19 protein-coding genes are annotated in these 24,236 nt (G+C 64.2%); 3 read left to right on the top strand and 16 right to left on the bottom strand.

Annotated elements, in window-relative coordinates:
- Positions 1 to 230 precede the first annotated feature (230 nt).
- Positions 231 to 2,474 carry a catalase/peroxidase HPI gene (gene katG, locus L630_RS0118340; RefSeq protein ID WP_024849667.1) on the bottom strand — a complete coding sequence of 748 codons (2,244 nt, stop codon included), beginning with the start codon at positions 2,472 to 2,474 and terminating at the stop codon, positions 231 to 233.
- A 248-nt stretch (positions 2,475 to 2,722) separates the two neighbouring features.
- Between katG and L630_RS0118335 the strand changes: the two genes are divergently transcribed.
- Positions 2,723 to 3,637, top strand: a complete 915-nt coding sequence (locus L630_RS0118335; RefSeq protein ID WP_024849666.1) for a hydrogen peroxide-inducible genes activator — start codon at positions 2,723 to 2,725, stop codon at positions 3,635 to 3,637.
- Here L630_RS0118335 and L630_RS0118330 read toward each other — a convergent pair.
- From L630_RS0118330 to hppD, 6 genes are all read right to left on the bottom strand, one after another.
- Positions 3,614 to 4,027 (bottom strand): MAPEG family protein, encoded by a 414-nt coding sequence (locus L630_RS0118330; RefSeq protein WP_024849665.1) that lies wholly within the window; start codon positions 4,025 to 4,027, stop codon positions 3,614 to 3,616. The genes L630_RS0118335 and L630_RS0118330 overlap by 24 nt on opposite strands.
- Positions 4,028 to 4,097: 70 nt before the next feature.
- A complete protein-coding gene (locus tag L630_RS0118325; RefSeq protein WP_024849664.1) occupies positions 4,098 to 4,850 on the bottom strand; it encodes a GGDEF domain-containing protein in 753 nt (250 codons plus the stop codon).
- A 146-nt stretch (positions 4,851 to 4,996) separates the two neighbouring features.
- The gene (gene guaB, locus L630_RS0118320; RefSeq protein WP_024849663.1) at positions 4,997 to 6,499 is read right to left on the bottom strand and encodes an IMP dehydrogenase; all 1,503 of its coding nucleotides are present in this window, start codon (positions 6,497 to 6,499) and stop codon (positions 4,997 to 4,999) included.
- 140 nt (positions 6,500 to 6,639) lie between these two features.
- The gene (glpK, locus tag L630_RS0118315; RefSeq protein WP_024849662.1) at positions 6,640 to 8,130 is read right to left on the bottom strand and encodes a glycerol kinase GlpK; all 1,491 of its coding nucleotides are present in this window, start codon (positions 8,128 to 8,130) and stop codon (positions 6,640 to 6,642) included.
- Between the two features lie 111 nt (positions 8,131 to 8,241).
- On the bottom strand, positions 8,242 to 9,033 hold the full coding sequence (locus L630_RS0118310) for a DeoR/GlpR family DNA-binding transcription regulator (RefSeq protein WP_024849661.1): 792 nt from the start codon (positions 9,031 to 9,033) through the stop codon (positions 8,242 to 8,244).
- Between the two features lie 120 nt (positions 9,034 to 9,153).
- A complete protein-coding gene (gene hppD / locus L630_RS0118305; RefSeq protein ID WP_024849660.1) occupies positions 9,154 to 10,269 on the bottom strand; it encodes a 4-hydroxyphenylpyruvate dioxygenase in 1,116 nt (371 codons plus the stop codon).
- A gap of 131 nt (positions 10,270 to 10,400) precedes the next feature.
- Here hppD and L630_RS0118300 point away from each other — a divergent pair, with 131 nt between their 5' ends.
- Positions 10,401 to 10,865, top strand: coding sequence for an Lrp/AsnC family transcriptional regulator (locus L630_RS0118300; RefSeq protein ID WP_024849659.1), 465 nt, complete (start codon positions 10,401 to 10,403; stop codon positions 10,863 to 10,865).
- Positions 10,866 to 10,881: 16 nt separating this feature from the next.
- On the opposite strand, the gene L630_RS0118295 is transcribed toward L630_RS0118300, so the two are convergent.
- The 8 genes from L630_RS0118295 to L630_RS0118260 form a co-directional block, all read right to left on the bottom strand.
- Positions 10,882 to 11,217, bottom strand: a complete 336-nt coding sequence (locus L630_RS0118295) for a TIGR01244 family sulfur transferase (protein WP_024849658.1) — start codon at positions 11,215 to 11,217, stop codon at positions 10,882 to 10,884.
- Between the two features lie 124 nt (positions 11,218 to 11,341).
- Positions 11,342 to 13,414, bottom strand: a complete 2,073-nt coding sequence (locus L630_RS0118290; protein ID WP_024849657.1) for a 3-hydroxyacyl-CoA dehydrogenase NAD-binding domain-containing protein — start codon at positions 13,412 to 13,414, stop codon at positions 11,342 to 11,344.
- A 38-nt stretch (positions 13,415 to 13,452) separates the two neighbouring features.
- Positions 13,453 to 14,247: a 3-oxoadipate enol-lactonase gene (gene pcaD, locus L630_RS0118285; RefSeq protein WP_024849656.1), complete on the bottom strand. Its 795-nt coding sequence runs from the start codon at positions 14,245 to 14,247 to the stop codon at positions 13,453 to 13,455.
- 54 nt (positions 14,248 to 14,301) lie between these two features.
- The gene (locus L630_RS0118280) at positions 14,302 to 15,375 is read right to left on the bottom strand and encodes an enoyl-CoA hydratase/isomerase family protein (RefSeq protein WP_024849655.1); all 1,074 of its coding nucleotides are present in this window, start codon (positions 15,373 to 15,375) and stop codon (positions 14,302 to 14,304) included.
- Positions 15,376 to 15,505: 130 nt separating this feature from the next.
- Positions 15,506 to 17,644: a methylmalonyl-CoA mutase gene (gene scpA / locus L630_RS0118275; RefSeq protein WP_024849654.1), complete on the bottom strand. Its 2,139-nt coding sequence runs from the start codon at positions 17,642 to 17,644 to the stop codon at positions 15,506 to 15,508.
- A gap of 199 nt (positions 17,645 to 17,843) precedes the next feature.
- Positions 17,844 to 19,847 (bottom strand): acetyl-CoA carboxylase biotin carboxylase subunit, encoded by a 2,004-nt coding sequence (gene accC / locus L630_RS0118270; protein ID WP_024849653.1) that lies wholly within the window; start codon positions 19,845 to 19,847, stop codon positions 17,844 to 17,846.
- A 24-nt stretch (positions 19,848 to 19,871) separates the two neighbouring features.
- Positions 19,872 to 20,153 (bottom strand): hypothetical protein, encoded by a 282-nt coding sequence (locus L630_RS0118265; RefSeq protein ID WP_024849652.1) that lies wholly within the window; start codon positions 20,151 to 20,153, stop codon positions 19,872 to 19,874.
- A gap of 12 nt (positions 20,154 to 20,165) precedes the next feature.
- The gene (locus L630_RS0118260) at positions 20,166 to 21,698 is read right to left on the bottom strand and encodes an acyl-CoA carboxylase subunit beta (protein ID WP_024849651.1); all 1,533 of its coding nucleotides are present in this window, start codon (positions 21,696 to 21,698) and stop codon (positions 20,166 to 20,168) included.
- Positions 21,699 to 21,875: 177 nt separating this feature from the next.
- On the opposite strand from L630_RS0118260, the gene L630_RS0118255 reads away from it, so the two are divergent.
- Positions 21,876 to 23,285 carry an XRE family transcriptional regulator gene (locus L630_RS0118255; RefSeq protein ID WP_024849650.1) on the top strand — a complete coding sequence of 470 codons (1,410 nt, stop codon included), beginning with the start codon at positions 21,876 to 21,878 and terminating at the stop codon, positions 23,283 to 23,285.
- Positions 23,286 to 23,974: 689 nt separating this feature from the next.
- Here L630_RS0118255 and L630_RS21780 read toward each other — a convergent pair.
- On the bottom strand, positions 23,975 to 24,236 hold a 262-nt coding region (locus L630_RS21780), incomplete at its 5' end, for a transposase (RefSeq protein ID WP_034330844.1).

The raw sequence follows: 24,236 nt of genomic DNA, 5'->3' as shown, positions 1-24,236 counted from the left end.
AAGTCGATCACCGCGTCGATCTTGCGCAGCAGGTGATCTGCTGGAACAAGGCTCTCGAGCGTCACCATCTCGATCGCCGTCTGAACTGGAGCAGGTTTCTTCAACATGCCCCAGTGAATCAAAAACCTCCGGCTAACGCCAGAGGTTTGTCAGCAGTCTGAAGGGCGCGGATTTCTCCGCGCCCTTTTTGCCTGGCCAGGCGGTCCCACCCGACCGCCTTACCTGGCGTATTACTTGCGACGCAGATCGAAGCGATCGGCGTCCATGACCTTGTTCCAGGCAGCGATGAAGTCGTTGACGAACTTCGCCTGATTGTCCTGCTGGGCATAGACCTCCGAGATCGCACGCAGCTGCGAGTGCGAACCGAAGATCAGGTCGACGCGGGTACCGGTCCAGCGCAGGTCGCCGCTCTTGCGGTCGTAGCCCTCGAACAGCTCCTCGGCCTCCGAGACCGGCTTCCACTTGGTCGCCATGTCGAGCAGGTTGACGAAGAAGTCGTTCGTCAGCTGACCCGGACGGTCGGTGAACACGCCGTGCTTGGAGCCCTTGTAGTTGGCACCGAGGACGCGCAGGCCGCCGACCAGAACCGTCATTTCCGGAGCGGTCAGAGTGAGCAGCTGGGCACGGTCGACCAGCATCTCCTCAGCTGTCACCGAGAAGCGGGTCTTCTGGTAGTTGCGGAAACCGTCAGCCTGCGGCTCAAGAACTTTGAAGCCGTCGATGTCCGTCTGCTCCTGCGAAGCGTCGGTGCGGCCCGGTGCGAACGGGACCGTCACTTCGTGGCCGGCAGCGCGGGCTGCAGCCTCGATACCGGCAGCGCCGCCGAGGACGATGAGGTCAGCGAGCGAGACCTTCTTGCCGTTGGTCTGCGCGGCATCGAACTCGGCCTTGATGCTCTCGAGAACCGAGAGAACCTTGGCGAGCTGCTCCGGCTCGTTGGCTTCCCAGTCCTTCTGCGGCAGAAGGCGGATGCGAGCGCCATTGGCACCGCCACGCTTGTCCGAGCCACGGAAGGTCGAGGCCGAGCACCATGCAGTCGACACGAGCTCAGCAACGGACAGGCCTGAAGCCAGGATCTTTACCTTGAGGGCAGCAATATCCGCGTCGTCGATCAGCGGGTGGTCGACAGCCGGAATCGGATCCTGCCAGACGAAGTCCTCGGCCGGAACTTCCGGACCGTAGTAGCGGGTCTTCGGACCCATGTCGCGGTGGGTCAGCTTGAACCAGGCCTTGGCGAAGGCCTCCTGGAACTCGTCCGGGTTCTCGAGGAAGTGACGCGCGATCTTCTCGTACTCAGGGTCGAAGCGCAGCGCGAGGTCGCTCGTCAGCATCGACGGGCCAATGCGCTGGTCCTTGTGGTGAGCGTGCGGAACGGTACCGTCGCCCATGCCGTGCTTCGGCTTCCACTGGTGTGCGCCTGCCGGGCTCTTGGTCAGCTCCCACTCATAGCCGAACAGGTTCCAGAGGAAGTTGTTCGTCCACTTGGTCGGGGTGGTCGTCCAGGTGACTTCCAGGCCCGAACCGATGGTGTCGGCGCCCTTGCCGGTGCCGAACTTGCTCGACCAGCCGAGGCCCTGCTCAGCGAGGCCAGCCGCTTCCGGCTCCGGACCGACGAGCGCAGCGTCGCCCGCGCCGTGGGTCTTGCCGAAGGTGTGGCCGCCGGCGATCAGCGCGACGGTCTCGTAGTCGTTCATGCCCATGCGGCCGAACGTGTCGCGGATGTCGCGGGCCGAAGCGATCGGGTCCGGGTTGCCGTTCGGGCCTTCCGGGTTGACGTAGATGAGGCCCATCTGGACGGCAGCGAGCGGGTTCTCGAGCTCGCGGTCACCCGAATAGCGCTGGTCTTCGAGCCACTTGCCTTCCGAACCCCAGTAGACGTCCTCTTCCGGCTCCCAGACGTCGGCGCGGCCGCCGGCGAAGCCGATGGTCTTCACGCCCATGTCCTCGAGCGCGACGGTGCCCGCGAGGATCATCAGGTCTGCCCAGGAAATCTTGTTGCCGTACTTCTGCTTGAGCGGCCAGAGCAAACGGCGGGCCTTGTCGAGGTTGACGTTGTCCGGCCAGCTGTTCAGCGGAGCGAAGCGCTGCTGACCCGTCTCGGCGCCACCGCGGCCGTCGCCGGTACGGTAGGTGCCGGCGCTGTGCCAGGCCATGCGGATGAAGAACGGGCCATAGTGACCGAAGTCGGCCGGCCACCACTCCTGCGAATCCTTCATCAGGGCGCGGAGGTCAGCCTTCAGGCCCTCATAGTCCAGCTTCTTGAACTCCTCGATGTAGTCGAAGTCCGGCTGCATCGGATTCGACTTCTGGGAGTGCTGGTGCAGAATCTTCAGGTTGAGCTGGTTCGGCCACCAGTCGCGATTCGAGCGCATCGCCGTGTTCGACGCGATCTTCGCCGCGCCGTGCGCGACCGGGCACTTGCCGGTGCTCTCGGGCGTCGTTTCGCTGTTTTCGTTTACCTCAAGGGCGTCCATCTGGATCTCCGGTTCTTGCAATTGCCGGCACGCCGGCGGGCCGGCGCACACGAAAAGCCGCTACCGCGCTCGAAACTTCGTTGCGCGGCTTGTTTGTCGTCAGTGGAGCGCTGCTTTCGCCGCTCTCCTGGGCGCCGCTCTCTGCGGCTGCCCTGCTCCCCCAGCGTCAATCTGGAATAATTCAAAACTAGTCGGCCCGACCGATAGTTTCAAATTGCATTTTCTATTTCCACTGATAACCTTATCTTATGATCAAGCTGACGATCCGCCAGATGGAATATTTTGAGGCCGTCACGCAGACGCTGCATTTCGGCCGCGCGGCCGAGATGGTCGGCGTCACGCAGCCAGCGCTGTCGACGCAGATTGCGGAAATGGAAGAAAAACTTGGCTGCAAGCTCTTCGAGCGGAGCGGCCGGACCGTGCATCTCACCGAGGACGCGCAGGCGCTGAAGCCGCGCATCGAGGCGGTGCTGGTGCAGACGCGGGAGATCGAGGCCTATGCGCAGCGCGGGCGCTCGGTCATGGCTGGCCGGTTCCGGCTTGGGATCATCCCGACGGTGGCCCCCTACCTCCTTCCCCGCCTGCTGCCTGCGCTGAAAGAGCAGTTCCCTGACCTGAACGTCGAGCTGCGCGAGGCCGTCACAGGCATCCTCATAGAGGAAACCGCGGCTGGACGCCTCGACGCGATGATTGCGGCGCTGCCGGTGGAACACCGGGCGCTGGTCGTCGAGCCGCTGTTCGAGGACCGTTTCTTCCTCGCTGTACCAGGCAACGACCCTGAATTCATCAACCCGCCAGTGCCCCCGGAGAGCCCTGCACTCGACAGGTTGATGCTGCTGGAAGAAGGCCACTGCATGCGCGAGCAGGCGCTGGCGGTGTGCACCAATGCCCGCCCGGCGGCAATTGCCAACTACGGTGCGACCAGCCTGACAACGCTCCTGCAGATGGTCGCGCACGGCCAGGGGGTGACGCTGATTCCGGAGATGGCCGTCACCGCCGGTCCGCAGATACCGGAGCTCAAGGTCGTGCCGTTTGCCGAGCCGACGCCCTTGCGGAAGATCGCGCTGGCATGGCGACGCAATTCGAGCCGCCAGGACGACTACGAGGCGGTTGCGGGCATCATCCGCGACGTCGCGTCTTCAGCGAAGCAAGTGCAGTGCTAGCGCGGCCCAGAGTACAATGACCGCTACGAATCCGACGAGGAAGGCCGGCTGACGATAGCGGATCCGGTTCGAGGTGACGTGGATGAAGGCGTGCAGGTAGCGCGAGATCGCGAACAGCCACGCAACCACAAGGACGAAAGTCCCGACACCGCCCGTTTCGTAGAGTGCGAGGCAGGCGATGTGGAAGAGCGGCGGCAGCTCAGTCTGGTTGGCGAGGCTGTTGCGAACGAACAGGCTCTGCGGCGGCTCCTCTCTGTTCTCCCGGAACTGGGAAATCTTCGCAGCGCCCTGCTCTACCGCCTGCTTGCGGCGCAGCCCCAGCAGGGCATAGAGGCAAATGACCAGCACCACATGAGCGATCATCGGCCAGAATATCGCGGTCTGTTGCATGACTTGCCTCCCCTAGCACGCGCCTCTCTAAGCTAGCGGTCGCGGCGGGAACGGCAATGCACGCCGCGGATTATTTCCCGGCCGCCAGCCGCAGCGGCTGCACGACAGAGTCGCGGCTCTGCTTCTTGCGGTAGAGGTGGCTGTCCGTCTGCGCGACAAGATCGCGGAACGACATGTTCGGCTTGCAGATCTGATGGCCGAGCGAAATCGAAAGGCAGATATCTGCCTCGCCGTTACGGGCGCGGAAGTTGCGTGCCGCCGCATCATTGACCGCGGCTGGCAGCGCATCGACATCGCGGATGCCGCCCGGGACGAAGGCGCAGAACTCGTCGCCGCCCATCCGCGCGATCAGGCTTTCCTCGCCCAGCACCTGCTTCAGCGCATCCGCCGCCGCAATAATCGCGTCGTCGCCGGCGAGATGGCCATACCGGTCGTTGATCGTCTTGAGGTAGTCCAGATCGGCGATGATGAAACTGCCGCCGATCCTGTGTCCACAGGCGGTTTCGAACTGCTCGATGAAGCTGCGCCGATTGAGGACGCCGGTCAGCGGATCGGTGTTGGCCCTGCGGGCGAGCCGGCTCGTCTCCCTCAAGAGCCTGCGGTAGGACAGCTCGAGACGTTCCAGCCGGCTGAACCAGACGAAACTGATCGGAGCCGCGATCATGAGCGGCAGCATGATACGAACCGCGACGGTGAGGTGGTCAGCTTCGACACCCAGGATCCAGCGTACGCCGGTCGAGATGCCGATCGACGCTGCTGCCGCGATCAGAGTAACCTGAGCTGTGCGAACCAGTACGGACCGCGAGAACCCTGCAAACTTCACGGGGACTTACTCAATGCATTGGGCCCGGGGCGCACGCGCGCGGCGGGGCGTTTCGGTTAGCAATGTCGAAGAGTTACCGGCAGCGGCGAAAAGCTCCGCCGCTGCCGGTTGCAGAATTTAGTCGACTGGAACGGCGTGCGCCGGTCTCAGATGCCGCCCGGATAATTCGGGCTCTCGCGGGTGATGGTCACGTCGTGTGCGTGACTCTCGCGCAGACCCGCATTGGAGATGCGGACAAAGGTCGCGCGGGTGCGCAGGTCGGGCAGCGTGGCCGCGCCGACATAGCCCATCGCCGCCTTAAGGCCGCCGACCAGCTGATGCAGGACGCCGGCAACCGGGCCCTTGTACGGAACCTGGCCCTCGATGCCTTCCGGCACGAGCTTCAGCGTGTCGCGCACTTCCGCCTGGAAGTAGCGGTCAGCCGAGCCGCGCGCCATCGCGCCGACCGAGCCCATGCCGCGATACGCCTTGAACGAGCGACCCTGGTGCAGGTAGACCTCGCCCGGGCTTTCCTCGGTGCCTGCGAGCAGCGAGCCGATCATCGCGCCGACCGCGCCGGCCGCGAGGGCCTTGGCAAGGTCGCCCGAGAATTTGATGCCGCCGTCGGCGATGATGCCGATGCCGTACTTGTCTGCTTCCTCGACCGCCGACATGATGGCCGACAACTGCGGAACGCCGACGCCCGCGACGATGCGGGTGGTGCAGATCGAGCCAGGCCCAATGCCGACCTTGACGCCGTCAGCGCCGGCTTCGATCAGGGCGCGGGTGCCTTCGGCGGTCGCGACGTTGCCGGCGAGGATGCGCACCGAGTTCGACAGCTTCTTGGCGCGGGTGACCGCGTCGAGCACGCGCTGCGAGTGGCCGTGGGCGGTGTCGATGACGAGGAGGTCGACGCCCGCGTCGATCAGGCGCTCAGCGCGCTCGAAGCCGTCGTCACCAACGCTGGTCGCAGCAGCAACGCGCAGGCGACCCTGGGCGTCCTTGGCGGCGTTCGGGTTGAGCTGCGACTTCTCCATGTCCTTGACGGTGATGAGACCGACGCACTGGCCGGCATCATCAACGACGAGGAGCTTTTCGATGCGGTGCTGGTGGAGAAGACGCTTGGCCTCGTCCTGGGCGACGTTTTCCTTCACGGTGACGAGGTTCTGATGCGTCATCAGCTCCCGCACCTTCTGGTTCGGGTCGGACGCGAAGCGAACGTCACGGTTGGTGAGGATGCCTACCAGCTTGCCGGTGGTGTGACCGCCCTTGCCGCCGTTCTCGACGACCGGAATGCCGGAAATGCCGTGCTCGCGCATCAGCGTCTGCGCATCGCCCAGCGTTGCGTCCGGGCCGATCGTCAGCGGATTGACGACCATGCCGCTCTCGAACTTCTTGACCTGGCGGACCTGCTCGGCCTGCTCTTCGGGGGTGAAGTTGCGGTGGATGACGCCGATACCACCCGCCTGGGCCATCGCGATGGCGAGGCGTGCGTCGGTCACCGTATCCATCGCCGCCGAAAGAATCGGGATGTTGAGCTCGATGTCGCGAGCAATGATGGTCGACACGTTGGTCTGGCCCGGCATCACTTCCGAGTGGGCGGGCTGCAACAGCACGTCGTCGAAGGTTAGTGCCAGGGCACCGGTTGCGGTCTCGATGATTTTTGCCATTGCCGATCCTCGTATCTGCGGATGCGCGGGAGGAGCCCGCGACCCTCTGGCCGGCGGCGACTCCGATACTTCCCTTTCAGGATGGCAAGGGCTGGTATCACGCGGATCGCGGAAAGGAAAGCGTCCTTGCGTCAGATAAGCTATGCAGAAAGCGTACGGCTCACAGCATCTGTCCAGCCGGAGAGCTTTTTCTTGCGCAGCGCAGGATCCATCGACGGCGTGAAACGGCAGTCGAGAGCCCACTTGTGCGAAAATTCCTCTGCATCCGGCCACACGCCCGCGCGCGAACCAGCAAGCCAGGCAGCGCCCAGCGCCGTTGTCTCGAGAATCGTCGGCCGATCCACAGGTGCGTCAAGAAGGTCAGCCAGACGCTGCATCGTCCAGTCGGAGGCGACCATGCCGCCATCGACTCGCAGAACGGTGTCCGACGGGCGGGCCTTCCAGTCCTTGTGCATCGCGACCAGCAGGTCATAGGTCTGGTACGCAACCGATTCGAGCGCCGCGCGCGCAAACTCCGCCGGGCCGGAATTGCGGGTAAGGCCAAAGATCGCGCCGCGCGCGTCCGCATCCCAGTGCGGCGCACCGAGCCCCACGAAGGCCGGCACGAGGTAGACGTTCTGCGTTTCGTCGGCCTCAGCGGCAAGCTCGCCGCTTTCCGAGGCCTTGCCGATCACCTTGATCCCGTCGCGCAGCCACTGCACCGCCGCACCGGCGATGAAGATCGAGCCTTCCAACGCATAGGTCGTCCTGCCGTTGAGGCGATAGGCGATCGTCGTCAGCAGGCGATTCTTTGAGCGCACCAGCTTCTCGCCGGTGTTGAGCAGCGCGAAGCAGCCGGTGCCGTAGGTCGACTTCATCATGCCCGGCTTGAAGCAGGCCTGACCGATCGTCGCCGCCTGCTGGTCGCCCGCAACGCCGAGGATCGGGATTTCCGCCCCGAACAGCGCCTTCTCGGTCACGCCAAAGTCGGCCGCGCAGTCCTTCACTTCGGGCAGCATCGCGCTCGGGATATCGAGGATCTTGAGAAGCTCGGCGTCCCAGTCGTTCGTCTCGATGTTGTAGACGAGCGTGCGCGAGGCGTTGGTGGCGTCCGTCACGTGTGCCTTACCGCCGGTCAGCCGCCAGATCAGGAACGAGTCGATGGTGCCGGCGAGAAGCTCGCCCTTCTCGGCGCGCTTCCTTGCTCCCTTCACCTTGTCGAGCAGCCAGGCGATCTTGGTGCCGGAGAAATACGGATCGAGCAGAAGGCCGGTCTTCTTGGTGAACTTCGGCTCCAGCCCCTGCTTCTTCAGCTTCTCGCACATGCGCGCGGTACGGCGGTCCTGCCAGACGATGGCGTTGTGGATCGCCTTGCCGGTCGCCTTGTCCCAGATGACGACCGTTTCCCGCTGGTTGGTGATGCCGATCGCCGCGACGTCGGAGGCCTCGAGCTTCGCGTCCTTCAGCGCCTTCTTCACCGACCAGACGGTGGTGTCCCAGATTTCCTCCGGGTCGTGCTCGACCCAGCCGGAGGCCGGATAGTGCTGGGTGAATTCCTTCTGGCCGATCGCCACGATCTGCATCTTGCCGTCGAAGATGATCGCGCGGCTGGAGGTGGTGCCCTGGTCGATGGCGAGAATGTATCCGCCCATGTCTCCTCCCGGCCCGTCCCGGCGGGCATTGTCTGATCGTGAAAGGCGCGCGGGCCGCTCAGCCCCGCAAATTCGAAAGTGACGCGAAAATTATCTGAAAGACAAAGGAAATCAAGGCGTCCTGACCGCCTCGGTCCCCAGCTTGTTCGTCTCGATCAGCTGCACTTCGGCCTCAACGCAGACCCTGCGCACGGCATCCACGGTGCACTCGTCGGTGATGAAGGTGTTCACCTGTGAGATGTGGCCGATACGAACCGGTGCGGTCCGCTCGAATTTGGTCGAGTCGGCGACGAGGATGACGTGGCGCGCATTGGCGAGGATCGCCTGCGCGACCTTCACCTCGCGAAAGTCGAAATCGAGCAGCGCCCCGTCATGGTCGATGGCCGAGGTGCCGATCACGGCATAGTCCACCTTGAACTGGCGGATGAAGTCGACGGCCGCCTCGCCGACAATGCCGCCATCCGAACCGCGCACGACGCCGCCGGCGATCACCACCTCGATCGAGGGGTAGACGCGCATCCTGTTGGCGACGTTGATGTTGTTGGTGATGACCATCAGCCCCTTGTGGTCGAGAAGCGCGTTGGAGACGGCTTCCGTGGTGGTGCCGATGTTGACGAACAGCGAGGCGCTGTCGGGAATGATCTTCGCCGCGGCGCGGCCGATCGCATCCTTTTCGTCGGCTGCGATCTTGCGCCTCGCCTCGTACTGGACGTTCTCGATGCCGGACGGGAACAGCGCGCCGCCATGAATGCGCGAAAGCAGCCGGCGGTCGCACAGCTCGTTCAGGTCCTTGCGAATTGTCTGCGGCGTCACGCCAAAATGTGCCGAGAGCTCTTCGACCAGCACGCGGCCATTATCCTTGGCCAAACGGATGATCTCTGCATGACGCGGTGGCAGATACATGCGGCTCCCTCTGTTTTCGCTTTTTTTGCGCAGCTTAGCCAAAAGCGAAAGCGAAGGATAGCGCATTGAACGTAAGGTAAAGCAGACAGCCGGTCAGTCCCCTGGCTGTCTGCGAAAGTTCTATTCGGCCGCCTGTGCCGGCTTGATGACGCCGCGGCGGATCTGGTCTTCCTCGATCGACTCGAACAGGGCGCGGAAATTTCCCTCGCCGAAGCCCTCATCGCCCTTGCGCTGGATGAATTCGAAGAAGATCGGGCCGATGACGGTCTTCGAGAAGATCTGCAACAGGATCTTGGTCATGCCGCCATTCACAACGCCCTCGCCGTCGATCAGGATGCCGTGCTTCTTCATCCGCTCGATCGGCTCCTGGTGGCCGCGCACGCGCTCATGCGAACGCTCATAGTAGGTGTCCGGCGGACCCGGCATGAATTTGAGGCCATTCTCCGCCAGCTTGTCGGTCGCGTCGTAGATTTCCTCGGTGCCGACGGCGATGTGCTGGATGCCCTCGCCCTTGTATTTGCGAAGGTATTCCTCGATCTGGCTGGTGTCGTCCTTCGACTCGTTGAGCGGAATGCGGATCTTGCCGCAGGGCGAGGTGATCGCGCGGCTGACGAGGCCGGTGATACGCCCGTCGATGTCGAAGTAGTGGATCTGACTGAAGCCGAACAGGTTGCGGTAGAAGTCCCACCACTTGTCCATATTGCCGCGATAGACGTTATGGGTCAGGTGGTCGAGATAGTAGAAGCCAACGCCCTCGGGCTTCGGGTCACGCTCGCCCAGCCACTCGAACTCGGCATCATAGGCCGACCCCTTCTCGCCGTACTTGTCGACGAAGTAGAGCAGCGAACCGCCGATGCCGACGATAGCCGGCACGTCGAGCGCCTTGTCGTTGCCAAGGTAAGGCTGGGCGCCACGTGCCACCGCATGCTCGAAGGCATGCTTCGCATCCACCACGCGCCAGGCCATCGACGGCGCGCAGGGGCCGTGCTCTTCGACAAAGCGCATGGCGTGCGAACCGGGCTCAGCATTGATGAGGTAGTTGATGTCGCCCTGGCGCCAGAGGGTGATGTTCTTCGTCCGGTGACGGGCAACCTTCGTGTAGCCCATGCGGGCGAATAGATCCTCGAGCTTTCCGGACTCAGGATGGGAAAATTCCACAAACTCAAAGCCATCCGTACCGGCTGGATTTTGTTCTGATATGACGGCCGGCGGCGCGTCGTGTGGAAACGGTCCCATCCTGGCTCCTCCCTGAGCGAGTCCGAAAGATGAGGGAAGCATAACACCTGCCCCATGCGAGGTGCTTGCATACTCATGCCTGGATGCGGCACTCTGTGCACGGATCGTGCATCAGGGAGGAGGAAGCAGCCATGTCCGCGCAACTTGACGAATTCGACCGCAAGATCCTGTCGCTATTGCAGGACGACGCGCGCCTCACCAACAACGACCTGTCGGAGCGCGTGAACCTCTCGCCGTCGCAATGCTCACGGCGCCGGCAGCGGCTAGAAGAGGAAGGGCTTATCCGCGGCTACCGCGCCGTGCTCGACCGCGAGCGGCTCGGCTTTCCGCTGGTCAACGTCATTTCGGTGACACTGGCGACGCACAACCGCGACAATGCGCGGCGCTTTGCGGAACTATTGGAACGGCTACCGGAGGTGCAGGAGGCGCACGCGCTCACCGGCGAAATGGACTACATCCTGAAGGTGGTCACGCCCGACCTGAAGTCGCTGGCGACCTTCGTCAACGACGTCCTTCTGCCGCACGACTCCGTGCAGCACGTGAAGACGGCGATCGTCCTGCAGACGCTGAAGGAAACGGGCGCGCTGCCGATCTGACAGCGCGCGAATAGGATCAGCCCTGAAGCTGCTCGACCAGCGCGTAGAGGTTGGTGCAGCGGGTGCCGGAACGGCAGTAGGCGAGAACCGGCTTCGGCAGCTCGGCCAGCGCCACCTTCTGGTCGGCGACGTTCTCGTCGGTGATGTGGCCGCTGATGACCGGGATGTAGCGGAACTCAAGGCCAGCCTCGGACGCAGCCGCGGCAATCTCGTCATGTGGGACGGCGCCGTCCTCGGAGTCCGGACGGTTGGCGATGATGCTCTTGAACCCGGCTTCCTTGATCTGCGCCACGTGCTCGATGGCGATCTGCGGCGAGACGAAATAGTCCTCGGTGATCTGACGGAATTCCATGGCGGTCCCTTCGATTTCGGTTGGGCTCCATCTAGTTGTGCATCATGCCTTTGCCAAGGCAAAGCACGTTCATGGGACGCGCCAAAGTGGAAAAACGTTCCCGCCGCGGCGGCGCTACCATGCGTCAGCGGGAAAAGCTTCCGCCCTCGACCGCCAGTTTGCGCAGCAAAGGCGCAGGCTCGAACACCTTTTCGCCGGTCTTTCCGCGCCAGTGGTCGAGCCGCTCGACGATCTTCGAGATGCCTTCGAGGCCAGCCCAGAACATCGGCCCGCCCTTGCCAATGGGGAAGCCGTAGCCGTTGACCCAGACGACGTCGATATCCGACGCGCCGGCGGCAATGCCCTCCTCGAGTATGCGTGCACCCTCGTTCACCAGCGGGTAGAGCGTACGTTCGAGGATTTCCTGGTCGGAGATTTCACGGCGCTCGATACCCTGCGCCTTCGCCGTCTCCTCGATCAGTCGCGCGACCTCCGCATCCGGCTCCGGCGTGCGCGAACCTTCCGTGTAGCGGTAGAAGCCGCGGCCGGTCTTCTGGCCGAAATGGCCGTCGTCGGCGAGCGCATCGGCGATCAGCGCGCGCTGGCCGAGCACCTTGCGCTTGCGCCAGCCGATGTCGAGGCCCGCCATATCCATCATCGCGAACGGGCCCATCGGGAAGCCAAACTCGGTGAATACACGGTCGACCTGCTGCGGCGAAGCGCCTTCTAGCAGCAGCGGCTCGAGTTGATTGCCGCGGGCGGTCAGCATGCGGTTGCCGACGAAGCCCTGGCAGACGCCGACGACCACCGAGACCTTGCCGATCTTCCGGGCAACATCGAGCGCGGTTGCGATCACATCCGACGCGGTCTTCGCTGCGCGAACGACCTCCAGCAGCTTCATCACGTTTGCCGGCGAGAAGAAGTGGAGGCCGAGCACGTCCTGCGGCCGGCTGGTCACGGCAGCGATCTCGTTGACGTCGAGATAGGAGGTGTTGGTGGCAAGCACCGCACCGGCCTTCGCCACCTCGTCGAGCTTGCGGAAGACGTCGTGCTTGACCGCCATGTCCTCGAACACGGCCTCGATGATGAGGTCGCAATCGGCGAGCGCGCGGTAGTCTGTGGCGCGGGCAAGGCGCAACAGGCGGTTCTGCCGCTCCTCGTCCGATAGCGAACCGCGCGCGACGGAAGACGCGTAGGTCTTCTCGATGTTGGCGAAGCCGCGGTCGAGCGCCTCGTCGCTCATGTCGAGTACGACGACCTCGAAGCCGCCATTGGCGAAGGCCATGGCGATGCCGCCGCCCATCAGGCCAGCGCCGATGACCCCAACCTTCTTCACCGGGCGAACAGGCGTCTCCTTGCCGATGCCGTCGACCTTGGCCGCTTCCCGCTCGGCGAAGAACAGGTGGCGCTGCGCACGCGACTGGTCGCCCGAAACGAGCCGCAGGAAGGTCTCGCGCTCGGCCCTCAGCGCCTCATCGAACGGCATGGTGATGGCATTGCGCACAGCCTGCGCCGCCGCAACAGGTGCTTCCAACCCGCGCGATTTTTTCGTCAGGGCAGCGACGGCTGCATCGAAGGCTTCGAGGTTTGCGGCCTTCAACAGATCGTCACGCTCGCGAACTGCCTTATGCTGCCCCTGCCCTGCCTTGTCCCTTGCGAAAGCGATCGCCGTGGCGACGAGGTCATTTTCCGCGACAGCATCGATGATGCCGTATTCCAGCGCCTTCGCTGCACCGACCGGGTTGCCGGAGACGATCAGCTCGACCGCCTTTTCCGGCCCTGTCAGGCGCGGCAGACGCACCGTGCCGCCGGAGCCCGGGATGAGTCCAAGCTTCACCTCGGGAAGGCCAACCTTCGCCGCCTTGTCCGCGACGCGATAGTGGCAGGCGAGCGCAAGCTCCAGCCCGCCGCCCAGCGCGCTGCCGTGGATCGACGCAATGACCGGCTTCGACAGAGCCTCGAGCTGCGTGCAGAGCTGCGGCAGCGTCGGTTCGGCCAGCGCCACGGGCGTGCCGAATTCGCTGATGTCCGCCCCGGAGACGAAGGTGCGGCCGGCGCAGGTGAGCACGATCGCCTGAACACCGTCGTCACGATCGAGTTCTGCCAGCGCATCGCGCAGCGGCCCGCGCATGCGAAAGCTCAGAGCGTTGACCGGCGGGTTGTCGATGGTGACGACGACGATACCGCCGTCGCGTGCAACCGTGACCAGATTTTCCATTCGCTTCTCCTCCCCTTCGCGAATGCGCCGTCAGGCGCTTACTGCCAGCCGATTTCCTTCAGGAAACCGGTGATCAGCGCGATGGTCTGCTCCGGCTGTTCGACGCAGGGGATGTGCCCCGCGCCGTTGACGATCTCGAAGCGCGAGCCTTCGATCAGGTTCGCGGTGGTGCGAACAAGATCTGGCGGCGTCGAGCCGTCCTGGTCGCCGACGATGCACAGCACCGGCAGCTTCAGCATAGAGGTGGAGGCGGTGAGGTCCGCGTCGCGCAGCGCGGCGCAGGTGCCCGCATAGCCGTCGACCGGCGTGCGGGTGAGCATGTTGGTGTAGCCGGCGAAGTCCGGGTTTTCCGGAGAGCGGTAGCCGGGGGTGAACCAGCGTTCCATGATCGCGTCACCGATCGAGGCAATGCCGTTGGCATTGACGGCGTCGATGCGCGCGTTCCAGGCCTCGGTGGTGCCGATCTTGTGCGCCGTGTCGCAAAGGACCAGCGCCTTGACGAGGTCAGGACGCGCAGCGGCGATGCCCTGGGCGATCATGCCGCCGACGGAGAGGCCGACGACCACCGCCTGTTTCACGCCAAGATGGTCGAGCAGCGCCGCAAGGTCGCTGACGTGGTCGCCCATCCGGTAGGGCTGCGGCGTCGCCTCCGACAGGCCGTGGCCGCGCTTGTCGTAGAGCACCACGCGGTAGTTGGGCTCCAGCGCCGCGCTCACCTCGTTCCAGATACGGAAGTCCGTGCCGAGCGAGTTGGAGAACACCACCGTCGGGCCATCCGCCCTGCCACGGACTTCATGATGAAGGACGACGCCGTTGACGCGCGCGAATGCCATTCCAAACCTCCGAACTGAAACGTGTTTCGGGAGTAGGTCGAATGGCGGAAGCGGTCAATCGGCCAACGCCGAATTCTCCGTGCGATCGAGTGCGCCAAGGTCGAGTTCGTCCGGCAGCGGCGCGAAATAGGCGTCAACGGCCTCCTGGCTCACGTCGGTCAGCTCCGCAGGTTGCCACTTCGGCGAGTGGTCCTTGTCGATGATCACGGCGCGCACGCCCTCGTAGAAGTCGGCGCCCTTCTCGACGCGCGAGACGATGCGGTATTCGATGCGCATGCACTCCTCGAAGTCGACCTTCGCGCCCTCCTGCATCTGGCGCAGCGCGATCTTCAGGCTGTTCGGGGATTTCGAGCGGATGGTCGCCGCTTGCTTTTCGGCCCACTCGCCGCCTTCGTCGTCGAGACGTTCGAGGATTGCCTCGACCGTATCGGCCGAGAAGCAGCGGTCGATGACCTCCCGCATCTGCGCGACCGACGATTCACTTGTCGCCATGACGAAGGCGGGGATGGTCTCGTCGGGGTTGCCCTCCTCGCACAGCGCATCGGTCAGCGCCGGAATGTCGGCGGAGGCGACCGCATGCGTGGCAAAGCCGGCCCACAGCGCGTCGGTCTGGCCAAGCCGCGAGGCAGTCAGCGCAAGCCAGGTGCCGACCTTTCCCGGCATGCGCGGCAGGAAGTAGGTGCCGCCGACATCCGGGAAGAAGCCGATGCCTGTCTCGGGCATCGCGAACATCAGCTTTTCGGTCGCCACGCGATGGCTCCCGTGAACCGACAGGCCGACGCCGCCGCCCATGCAGATGCCGTCGAGCAGCGCGACATAGGGCTTCGGATAGGACTTGATGTAGGCGTTGAGGCGATATTCGTCGCGGTAGAAGGCGCGCATGGCCGGATCGCCCGCCCTGCCCCAGTCATGCAACTGGCGGATGTCGCCGCCGGCGCAGAAGGCCTTTTCGCCCTCGCCGCGAATCACGACGAGATCGACGTCGGGATCGGAAGCCCACTCGATGAGCTGCGGGTGCATCAGCGCCACCATTTTCGCATTCAACGCATTCAGCGCCTTCGGGCGATTGAGTGTGATGAGGCCGGCCCGCCCGCGCTTCCCGAACAGGATCTCCGCTTCGTCGTTCATGCTGATCACTCCCTTATGCGTGCCGAGCATAATCTGGATGTGGTCAGATGAAAGGCAACTCTTGGTTGTAAAATGAGGGAGGCCGACGCCGGCAGGTCATGCCGGCGTCCCCCGGAAACGTAGCGCCCCGCTACGCGTTCCGACGTTTGCCTTCCATCAGGTCGAGCACCCCGCGCGCTGCGTCAAGCACGTTGGTACCCGGCCCAAAGACGGCGGCGACGCCATGATCCAGCAGGTATTTGTAATCCTGCCGGGGCACGACGCCTCCGACCACGACGATCACATCCGTCGCGCCCCGCGACTTCAGTGCGTCAACCAGTTGCGGCGCGAGCGTCTTGTGGCCGGCCGCGAGCGAGGACATGCCGACGACATGAACCTTGCTGGCGACGGCGAGCTCGGCCGCCTCCTCCGGTGTCTGGAACAGCGGCCCGGCAACGACATCGAAGCCGATGTCGCCGAAGGCCGATGCGATGATCTTTGCGCCACGATCGTGGCCGTCCTGGCCGAGCTTGGCGACGAGTACCTTCGGGCGCTCGCCCAGCGTCTGCGTCAGGCCGTCGATGCGGTCGACCAGCGTCTGGTATTCCGGCTCGCCCTGGTAGGCGGCGCCGTAGACCTTCTTCACGACCTTCGGCTCGGCGGCATGGTCGCCGAACGCCTCGCGCATCGCGTCGGAGATTTCGCCGAGCGTCGCACGGGCGCGGGCTGCCTCAACGGCCGCCTCGAGAATGTTCCCCTTGCCGCTGCGCGCGACCTCACGAAGGTTCGCAAGCGCCTCTTCCCAGCGCTTCGGGTCGCGCTGGCGGCGAACCCGCTCAATGCGGGCGATCTGCGCCTCGCGCACCGCCTTGTTATCGACCTCGAGAATATCGAGCTCGTCCTCACTCTCGAGCCGGTACTTGTTGACGCCGACGATGACCTCGTCGCCGCGGTCGATCGCCGCCTGCTTGCGGGTCGCGGCTTCTTCGATCAGCCGCTTCGGCAGGCCCTCGATGACGGCCTTGGTCATGCCGCCCATCGCCTCAATTTCCTCGATCAGCGCCCAGGCCTTTTCGGCCAGTTCGTTGGTAAGGCTCTCGACGTAGTAGGAGCCGGCGAGCGGGTCGACGACCTTGGTCACGCCCGTCTCATGCTGCAGGATCAGCTGCGTGTTGCGGGCAATGCGCGCCGAGAATTCGGTCGGCAGCGCAATCGCCTCGTCGAGCGCGTTGGTGTGCAGCGACTGGGTACCGCCAAGCGCGGCCGAGAGCGCCTCATAGGCGGTACGGATCACGTTGTTGTACGGATCCTGCTCCTGCAGCGACACGCCCGAGGTCTGGCAGTGCGTGCGCAGCATCAGCGACGACGGCTTCTTCGGCTCGAACTCTTCCATGATACGCGACCACAAGAGGCGCGCGGCGCGCAGCTTGGCGATCTCCATGAAGAAGTTCATGCCGATGGCGAAGAAGAACGACAGGCGGCCGGCGAAGTCGTCGACGTTGAGGCCCTTCTTGAGCGCCGCGCGGACATATTCGCGACCGTCGGCCAGCGTGAAGGCGAGCTCCTGCACCAGCGTCGCCCCGGCCTCCTGCATGTGGTAGCCGGAGATCGAGATCGAGTTGAACTTCGGCATCTCCTTGGCCGTGTACTCGATAATGTCCGCAACGATGCGCATCGAGGGTTCCGGCGGGTAGATGTAGGTGTTGCGGACCATGAACTCCTTGAGGATGTCGTTCTGGATGGTCCCGGAGAGCTTTTCTCGCGGCACGCCCTGCTCTTCACCCGCGACGATGAAGCTGGCGAGGATCGGGATAACCGCGCCGTTCATGGTCATCGACACGGAAATCTCGCCGAGCGGGATGCCGTCGAACAGGATCTTCATGTCCTCGACGGAGTCGATCGCAACGCCCGCTTTGCCGACGTCGCCGACGACGCGCGGGTGGTCGCTGTCATAGCCACGGTGGGTGGCGAGGTCGAACGCGACCGAAACGCCCTGCTGACCGGCAGCCAGCGCCTTGCGGTAGAAGGCGTTAGACTCCTCCGCAGTCGAGAAGCCGGCATACTGGCGGATGGTCCATGGCCGGCCGGCATACATGGTCGCGCGCGGCCCGCGCACGAACGGCTTCAAGCCCGGCAGCGAGTCGAGGTGACCGATGCCCTGCAGGTCGTCGGCGGTGTAGAGCGGCTTGACCGGAATGCCTTCCGGCGTGTTCCACACCAGCGTGTCCGGGTCGCGCTTGATCTCCTTCTCGGCAAGCGCGCGCCACTTCTCGAGGTCGGGATTGGTCATGACACGCTCCCCTGGTTTGAAGAAGTCAAAAGCTTTGCGGTGGCGGCGTGATACCCCCACCCCTTACCCCTCCCCACAAGGGGGAGGGGGACCTTGTTGCCAAGTGCAGTTCTGGAAAGCGTTCGCCTGGCTCTGGCGTAGCCCAACTCCCCTCCCCCTTGTGGGGAGGGGTAAGGGGTGGGGGTCAAGAGGAAGTTCATCACTCGAACTCCATGATCAGCTCATCGACGGCCAGGCTTGCACCCGGCTCGACGGCGATTTTCTTGACGATGCCGCGGCGCTCGGCGCGCAGCACGTTTTCCATCTTCATGGCCTCGACGGTCGCGAGCGCCTGACCTTCCTGAACCTCGTCACCTTCCTTGACCGCGATCGATGTGATGACGCCTGGCATCGGGCAAAGCAGCATCTTCGAGGTATCCGGCGGAAGCTTGACCGGCATCAGCCTTGCAAGCTCGGCAACGCGCGGGGTGCGCACGTGCACCTTCTCGTCGATGCCGCGCCAGCGCAGGCGAAAGGCGGAGTTGACCGCCTGGGCCTTCACGCCGATGCGCCTGCCGTTGACGAGGAAGTGCGCGTGGGTGCGGCCCGGCAGCCAGTCCGAGGTGACGGCAAGCGTCTCACCATCCTCGAAGCTGACGACCGTGCGCGATGCGTCGTCCTTGATCGTCACCGGGATCCACTGGCCGGCGAAGCTGACCACCCATTCGTGGCCGACCTTGCGGGCGTGGTTGGCAAGCGTGCCGGAAATCAGCACCGCGCGGCGCTGCGAGCGGAAGTTGATGAAGGCAGCAACAGCCGTGAGAACGCGCGAGGCCTCCGCGTCCGGCTGGACGCCGGCAAAGCCCTCCGGCCACTCCTCGGCGATGAAGGCGGTGGTCAGCCGGCCTTCCCTGAAGCGCGGGTGCTCCATAACCGCCGACAGGAAGGGCAGGTTGTGGCCGATGCCTTCGACCTCGAAGTCGTCCAGCGCCTGCGACATCGCCGCCACCGCCTTGTCGCGGGTCGGCGCCCAGGTGCAGAGCTTGGCGATCATCGGGTCGTAGTACATCGAGATCTCGCCGCCCTCGAATACGCCCGTGTCGTTGCGGATGATCGTGCCGTCGTCCTGCGCGCCCTCTTCCGGCGGCCGATAGCGCGTCAGGCGGCCGATCGACGGCAGGAAGTTGCGGTACGGATCCTCGGCATAGAGGCGGCTCTCGATCGCCCAGCCATTGAGCTTGACGTCATCCTGGCCGAGCTTGAGCTTTTCGCCGGCCGCGACGCGGATCATTTCTTCCACGAGGTCGATGCCGGTGATGAGCTCGGTGACCGGATGCTCCACCTGCAGGCGGGTGTTCATCTCGAGGAAGTAGAAGTTGCGGTTGCCGTCGACGATGAACTCGACGGTGCCGGCCGAGTGGTAGCCGACGGCCTTCGCCAGCGCGACGGCCTGCTCACCCATCGCCTTGCGGGTCGCGGCGTCCAGGAACGGCGACGGCGCCTCCTCGACGACCTTCTGGTTGCGGCGCTGGATCGAACACTCGCGCTCGCCGAGATAGATGACGTTGCCGTGCTTGTCGCCCAGCACCTGGATCTCGATGTGGCGCGGCTGGGTGACGAACTTCTCGATGAAGATGCGGTCGTCACCGAACGACGACTTCGCCTCGTTCTTCGAGGACTGGAACCCTTCGCGGGCTTCCTCGTCGTTCCAGGCAATGCGCATGCCCTTGCCGCCGCCGCCGGCGGAGGCCTTGATCATCACCGGATAGCCGATGGAACTCGCAATACGCACGGCCTCGTCGGCATCCTCGATCAGGCCCATGTGGCCCGGCACGGTGTTCACCTTCGCCTCGGCCGCGAGCTTCTTCGAGGTGATCTTGTCGCCCATCGCCTCGATCGCGCGGACCGGCGGACCGATGAAGGTGACGCCTTCCTTCTCGAGCGCCTCGGCGAACTTCGAGTTCTCCGACAGAAAGCCGTAGCCCGGATGCACGGCATCGGCACCCGTTTGGCGGATCGCGTCGATGATCTTCTCGATGACGATGTAGGACTGGCTGGACGGCGCGGGGCCGATGTGGACCGCCTCGTCGGCCTGCTTCACATGCAGCGCGTCGCGGTCGGCATCCGAATAGACGGCGACCGTCTTGATGCCCAGCTTCTTAGCGGTGCGGATGACGCGGCAGGCGATTTCACCGCGATTGGCAATGAGGATCTTCTTGAACATTACAGGTCTCCAATCCTCACGGGCTCAGTCCCTGAACTTCTTTTCATAGGGCATGGTGATGATGGCTGATGCCGCCACCACGCCGCCGAAAACCGCGGCGAAGGGGACGACGAGCAAGAGGGTGCCAATGATCTGGTGCGACGAGCGGGCGATGCGGGTGCCGATGCCGCCCGCGTCGAACCAGATGATCGCGATCGCGACCAGCGCGCCCATCAACGCGCCGGCGGCGGCGTTCATTGCCAGGTACATCAGCATTTCGCGATGATCCCGACGGGCTGCTTCCGGTGTGAGCTTCGGCTTGTTCATCTCAAGACCTCGTCACAGCGGCATCGTGTCGTGCTTCTTCCAGGGCTGCTCCTGCTTCTTGGTGCGAAGCATCGCGAATGCCCTGGCGATGCGGCGGCGCGATGAATGCGGCATGATCACCCCGTCGATGAAGCCGCGCTCCGCCGCCTTGAACGGGTTGGCGAAGTTGACCTCGTACTCCTTGGTGCGCGCGGCGATTTTCTCGGCATCGCCGAGTTCCGAGCGGTACAGGATCTCGGTCGCGCCCTTGGCGCCCATCACCGCGATTTCGGCGGTCGGCCAGGCGTAGTTGATGTCGGCGCCGATGTGCTTGGAGGCCATGACGTCATAGGCGCCGCCATAGGCTTTGCGGGTGATCAGCGTGACCATCGGCACGGTTGCCTGCGAATATGCAAACAGCAGCTTCGCGCCATGCTTGATGACGCCGCCATATTCCTGCGCCGTGCCCGGCAGGAAGCCCGGCACGTCGACCAGCGTCAGGATCGGGATGTTGAAGGCATCGCAGAAGCGCACGAAGCGCGCGGCCTTGCGCGAGGAGTCGATGTCGAGACAGCCCGCGAGCACCATCGGCTGGTTGGCGACGACGCCGACCGTCTGACCCTCCATGCGCATCAGGCCGATGATGATGTTCTTGGCGTAGGCTTCCTGGATCTCGAAGAAGTCGCCCTCATCGGCTAGCGCGAGGATGAGCTCCTTCATGTCGTAGGGCTTGGTGGCCGAGTCCGGGATCAGCGTGTCGAGCTTCATGTCGATGCGCGCCGGATCGTCGTGGAACGGGCGCACCGGCGGCTTTTCGCGGTTCGACAGCGGCAGGAAGTCGAAAAGGCGGCGAACCTGCTCCAGCGCCTCGATGTCGTCGTCATAGGCGCCATCGGCAACCGAGGACTTCTGCGTATGCGTGCGCGCGCCGCCCAGTTCTTCGGCAGTGACGATCTCGTTGGTCACCGTCTTCACGACGTCCGGCCCGGTGACGAACATGTAGGAGGAGTCGCGAACCATGAAGATGAAGTCGGTCAGCGCCGGCGAATAGACCGCGCCGCCAGCGCACGGGCCCATGATCACCGAAATCTGCGGGATGACGCCCGAGGCTTCCGAGTTACGGCGGAAGACTTCCGCGTAGCCCGCAAGCGAGGCAACGCCTTCCTGGATGCGGGCGCCGCCGGAGTCGTTGAGACCGATGACCGGCGCGCCATTGCGCATCGCCATGTCCATGATCTTGCAGATCTTCTGCGCGTGGGTCTCGGACAGCGAGCCGCCGAGGACGGTAAAATCCTGCGAGAAGACGTAGACCATGCGGCCGTTGATGGTACCCCAGCCGGTGACGACGCCATCGCCGGGATACTGCTGCGCGGCCATGCCGAAATCCACCGCGCGGTGGGTCACGTACATGTCGTACTCTTCAAACGAGCCTTCATCGAGAAGAACCTCGATGCGTTCGCGCGCGGTCAGCTTGCCCTTGGCATGTTGTGCCGCGATGCGCTTCGGACCGCCGCCCTCCCAGGCTTTGGCGCGGCGCTCGGCCAGTTGTTCCAGTATTTCACGCATCAGCGGCAGCCTCGTCTTCTGTGATCTGGATCGTCTGCATCAGGAAACTTCTGCAACGACTATAGCGGATGGTTTGCCGGCTTGTGCGCTTAACGCTTCCGGGCCGGTCAGAAAACCCTTGAAAGGGCGCAAACGCGTAAAGTACAATTCGCAACATTGTAAATTGCGAAATTGCGAATGCAGCGATCCAAGCTCTTCATCGGCCGCAAGATCCGCGACCTGCGCGAAGCCAACCGCCTGACCCAGGCGCGGTTTGCCGAACGCATCGGCATCTCGACCAGCTATCTCAACCAGATCGAGAACAACCAGCGTTCTGTCTCGGCCGGTGTGCTGCTGTCACTTGCGGAAAACTTCCGGGTCGACATTTCCGAGTTCTCGGCGGGCGAAAGCGAGCGGCTGCTGTCGGCGCTGTCGGAGGCGATCAGCGATCCGCTGTTCGACACGTTCCGGCCGTCGCTGCAGGAAATGAAGATGGTGGTGCAGAATGCGCCGGGCTTTGCTCATGCGCTGATTGCCGCCCACGAGGCCTACCGGCGCAATTCGGAGCAGCTTGCGAGCGTCGACGACACTCTGGGCAGATCGGCTGCCGCCGAGCCCACCCCCTACGACGAGGTGCGCGACTTCTTTCACTTCGTCGACAATTACATCCACGACCTCGACATCGCCGCCGAGGACCTCGCGGCAAAGCTGGGCATCCCTGAGCGAGATCCTTCCGCCGCGCTGCCGGACTATCTCGAACGCCGGCACGGCATCCGCACCACCCGCGCCAGCACCGACGAGCAAGCGCTGCGCCGCTACGACCCCGACCGGAAGCTCCTCTATCTCGACCCGTTCTCGCCGGTCTCCACCCGCAGCTTCCAGACCGCGTTCCAGATCGGCACGCTGGAAATGACGTCGACGATCAACGCGGTCACAGAAAGCGCGGGCTTTCGCACGCCCGAGGCAAAGGCCATTTGCAAGATCGGCCTTGCCAACTATTTCGCCGGGGCGCTGATGATGCCCTACGAGGCGCTGATGGCGTCTGCCCGCGAGCTGCGCCATGACCTCGAATTGCTTGCCATGCGCTTCGGAGCCAGCGTCGAGCAGGTGTCGCACCGGCTGTCGACGCTGCAGCGGCCGGGCCGCAAGGGCATCCCGATCTTCTTCGCGCGCATCGACCGCGCCGGCAACATCACCAAGCGCCACAGCGCCGCCAAGCTTCAGTTCGCGCGCTTTGGTGCCGCCTGCCCGCTCTGGAACGTGCATCAGGCCTTCGAGCAGCCCGGCCGCATCATCCGCCAGCTCGCGGAGACCCCGGACGGAGTGCGCTACCTGTGCCTTGCCACCGAGATCAGCAAGGGCGGCGGCGGTTTTCGCGCGCCGCAGCGGCGCTATGCGATCGCCGTCGGCTGCGAGGTGACCCACGCGCGCGACTTCGTCTATGCCGACGACCTCGACATCGATAACCGCGCCGCCTTCGATCCGATCGGCATTTCCTGCCGCATCTGCGAGCGGGTCAACTGCACCCAGCGCGCCGTCCCGCCACTCAAGCGACGACTGGTGGTGGACCCGAATGTTCGGGGAGCGGTGCCGTACCGGCTCGATTGAGGGGCGTTCCTTCCTATGTGCGGGCGCGCCGCGCTTCACGAGCCCGCTGCACCATGCTTCGCATGGTCCCCCCATAAATGGGGGAGGATCCGGGCGTGCCGGTGGAGATGGAAGACGCAAGTGTCCGGCGACGGGCAATACATTCTCAAGCAAAGCCACGAAACCAGCTGATCAGTTCTCGACGCGACCGAACTGAAGGCCACGCCGGGGATCCTCCCCTGCGAAGCGGGGGAGGTGACGCCGAAGGCGGCGGAGGGGCTGCCGGGCACTGTCCAAGGTAGATGAGGAGCTCTAGACCTGCGCAATCGGCCCCACCCTTCGCGGAGCCGCGCAAGAAGGTAACGCCGCCCCTGTTCTTCCCCGCTGGTGAGCCGGAAACGTTCCGGCATGGATACCCCGGTCGAGCCGGGGTATGACGAGGTGGAAGCGCAACAAGAAACTGGCGAGACGAGTGCGACGTCACTGTCGGTAGTCGGTAACGTGAGACCGCGACACCAAAACCTCGTCATCCCCGCCAAGCCCGCGATGCGGGCGCGAGCAGGAGATCCATGCCTGAACATCTCCACCCCACCGGCAGTCGCGCACTCGCTGCCATGCTCATCCGTCGCCCTCCGGACCCTAGATGGTGTCCCACCGCGTGGTGTAACTGACGGCATTGGTCGCCGTGCTGTCCGGCTTGGCCGGGTTGGTCAGCGTGCTGCTACTGCTGGCAGGCTGATGAAGGGATCATCGCTCAATTGTCCGACGCTTTCCAGCGTCATGTAGCGGGCACGCTGAACGGCCCATTCATCGTTCTGTTCGAGCAGCAGGGCTCCGACGAGACGCACGATGGCGTCGTCATTCGGGAATATGCCGACGACATCGGTGCGCCGCTTGATCTCCCCGTTAAGGCGTTCGATCGGATTCGTGCTGTGAAGCTTGGCCCGATGCTCCTTCGGGAAGGTCATGTAG

Origin of the sequence: Aminobacter sp. J41 (genome assembly GCF_000526635.1) — a bacterium.
Taxonomy (GTDB): Bacteria; Pseudomonadota; Alphaproteobacteria; order Rhizobiales; family Rhizobiaceae; genus Aerobium.
Note: the sequence above shows the minus strand (reverse complement) of the source record. Positions and strands in the feature narration are given on the sequence as shown.

Bases quoted from the DNA above. Each gene is read 5' to 3' on its own strand.
- katG (WP_024849667.1), bottom strand. From the start codon at position 2,474: ATGGACGCCCTTGAGGTAAACGAAAACAGCGAAACGACGCCCGAGAGC.
- L630_RS0118335 (WP_024849666.1), top strand. From the start codon at position 2,723: ATGATCAAGCTGACGATCCGCCAGATGGAATATTTTGAGGCCGTCACG.
- L630_RS0118330 (WP_024849665.1), bottom strand. From the start codon at position 4,027: ATGCAACAGACCGCGATATTCTGGCCGATGATCGCTCATGTGGTGCTG.
- guaB (WP_024849663.1), bottom strand. From the start codon at position 6,499: ATGGCAAAAATCATCGAGACCGCAACCGGTGCCCTGGCACTAACCTTC.
- glpK (WP_024849662.1), bottom strand. From the start codon at position 8,130: ATGGGCGGATACATTCTCGCCATCGACCAGGGCACCACCTCCAGCCGC.
- L630_RS0118310 (WP_024849661.1), bottom strand. From the start codon at position 9,033: ATGTATCTGCCACCGCGTCATGCAGAGATCATCCGTTTGGCCAAGGAT.
- hppD (WP_024849660.1), bottom strand. From the start codon at position 10,269: ATGGGACCGTTTCCACACGACGCGCCGCCGGCCGTCATATCAGAACAA.
- L630_RS0118300 (WP_024849659.1), top strand. From the start codon at position 10,401: ATGTCCGCGCAACTTGACGAATTCGACCGCAAGATCCTGTCGCTATTG.
- L630_RS0118295 (WP_024849658.1), bottom strand. From the start codon at position 11,217: ATGGAATTCCGTCAGATCACCGAGGACTATTTCGTCTCGCCGCAGATC.
- L630_RS0118290 (WP_024849657.1), bottom strand. From the start codon at position 13,414: ATGGAAAATCTGGTCACGGTTGCACGCGACGGCGGTATCGTCGTCGTC.
- pcaD (WP_024849656.1), bottom strand. From the start codon at position 14,247: ATGGCATTCGCGCGCGTCAACGGCGTCGTCCTTCATCATGAAGTCCGT.
- L630_RS0118280 (WP_024849655.1), bottom strand. From the start codon at position 15,375: ATGAACGACGAAGCGGAGATCCTGTTCGGGAAGCGCGGGCGGGCCGGC.
- scpA (WP_024849654.1), bottom strand. From the start codon at position 17,644: ATGACCAATCCCGACCTCGAGAAGTGGCGCGCGCTTGCCGAGAAGGAG.
- accC (WP_024849653.1), bottom strand. From the start codon at position 19,847: ATGTTCAAGAAGATCCTCATTGCCAATCGCGGTGAAATCGCCTGCCGC.
- L630_RS0118265 (WP_024849652.1), bottom strand. From the start codon at position 20,153: ATGAACAAGCCGAAGCTCACACCGGAAGCAGCCCGTCGGGATCATCGC.
- L630_RS0118260 (WP_024849651.1), bottom strand. From the start codon at position 21,698: ATGCGTGAAATACTGGAACAACTGGCCGAGCGCCGCGCCAAAGCCTGG.
- L630_RS0118255 (WP_024849650.1), top strand. From the start codon at position 21,876: ATGCAGCGATCCAAGCTCTTCATCGGCCGCAAGATCCGCGACCTGCGC.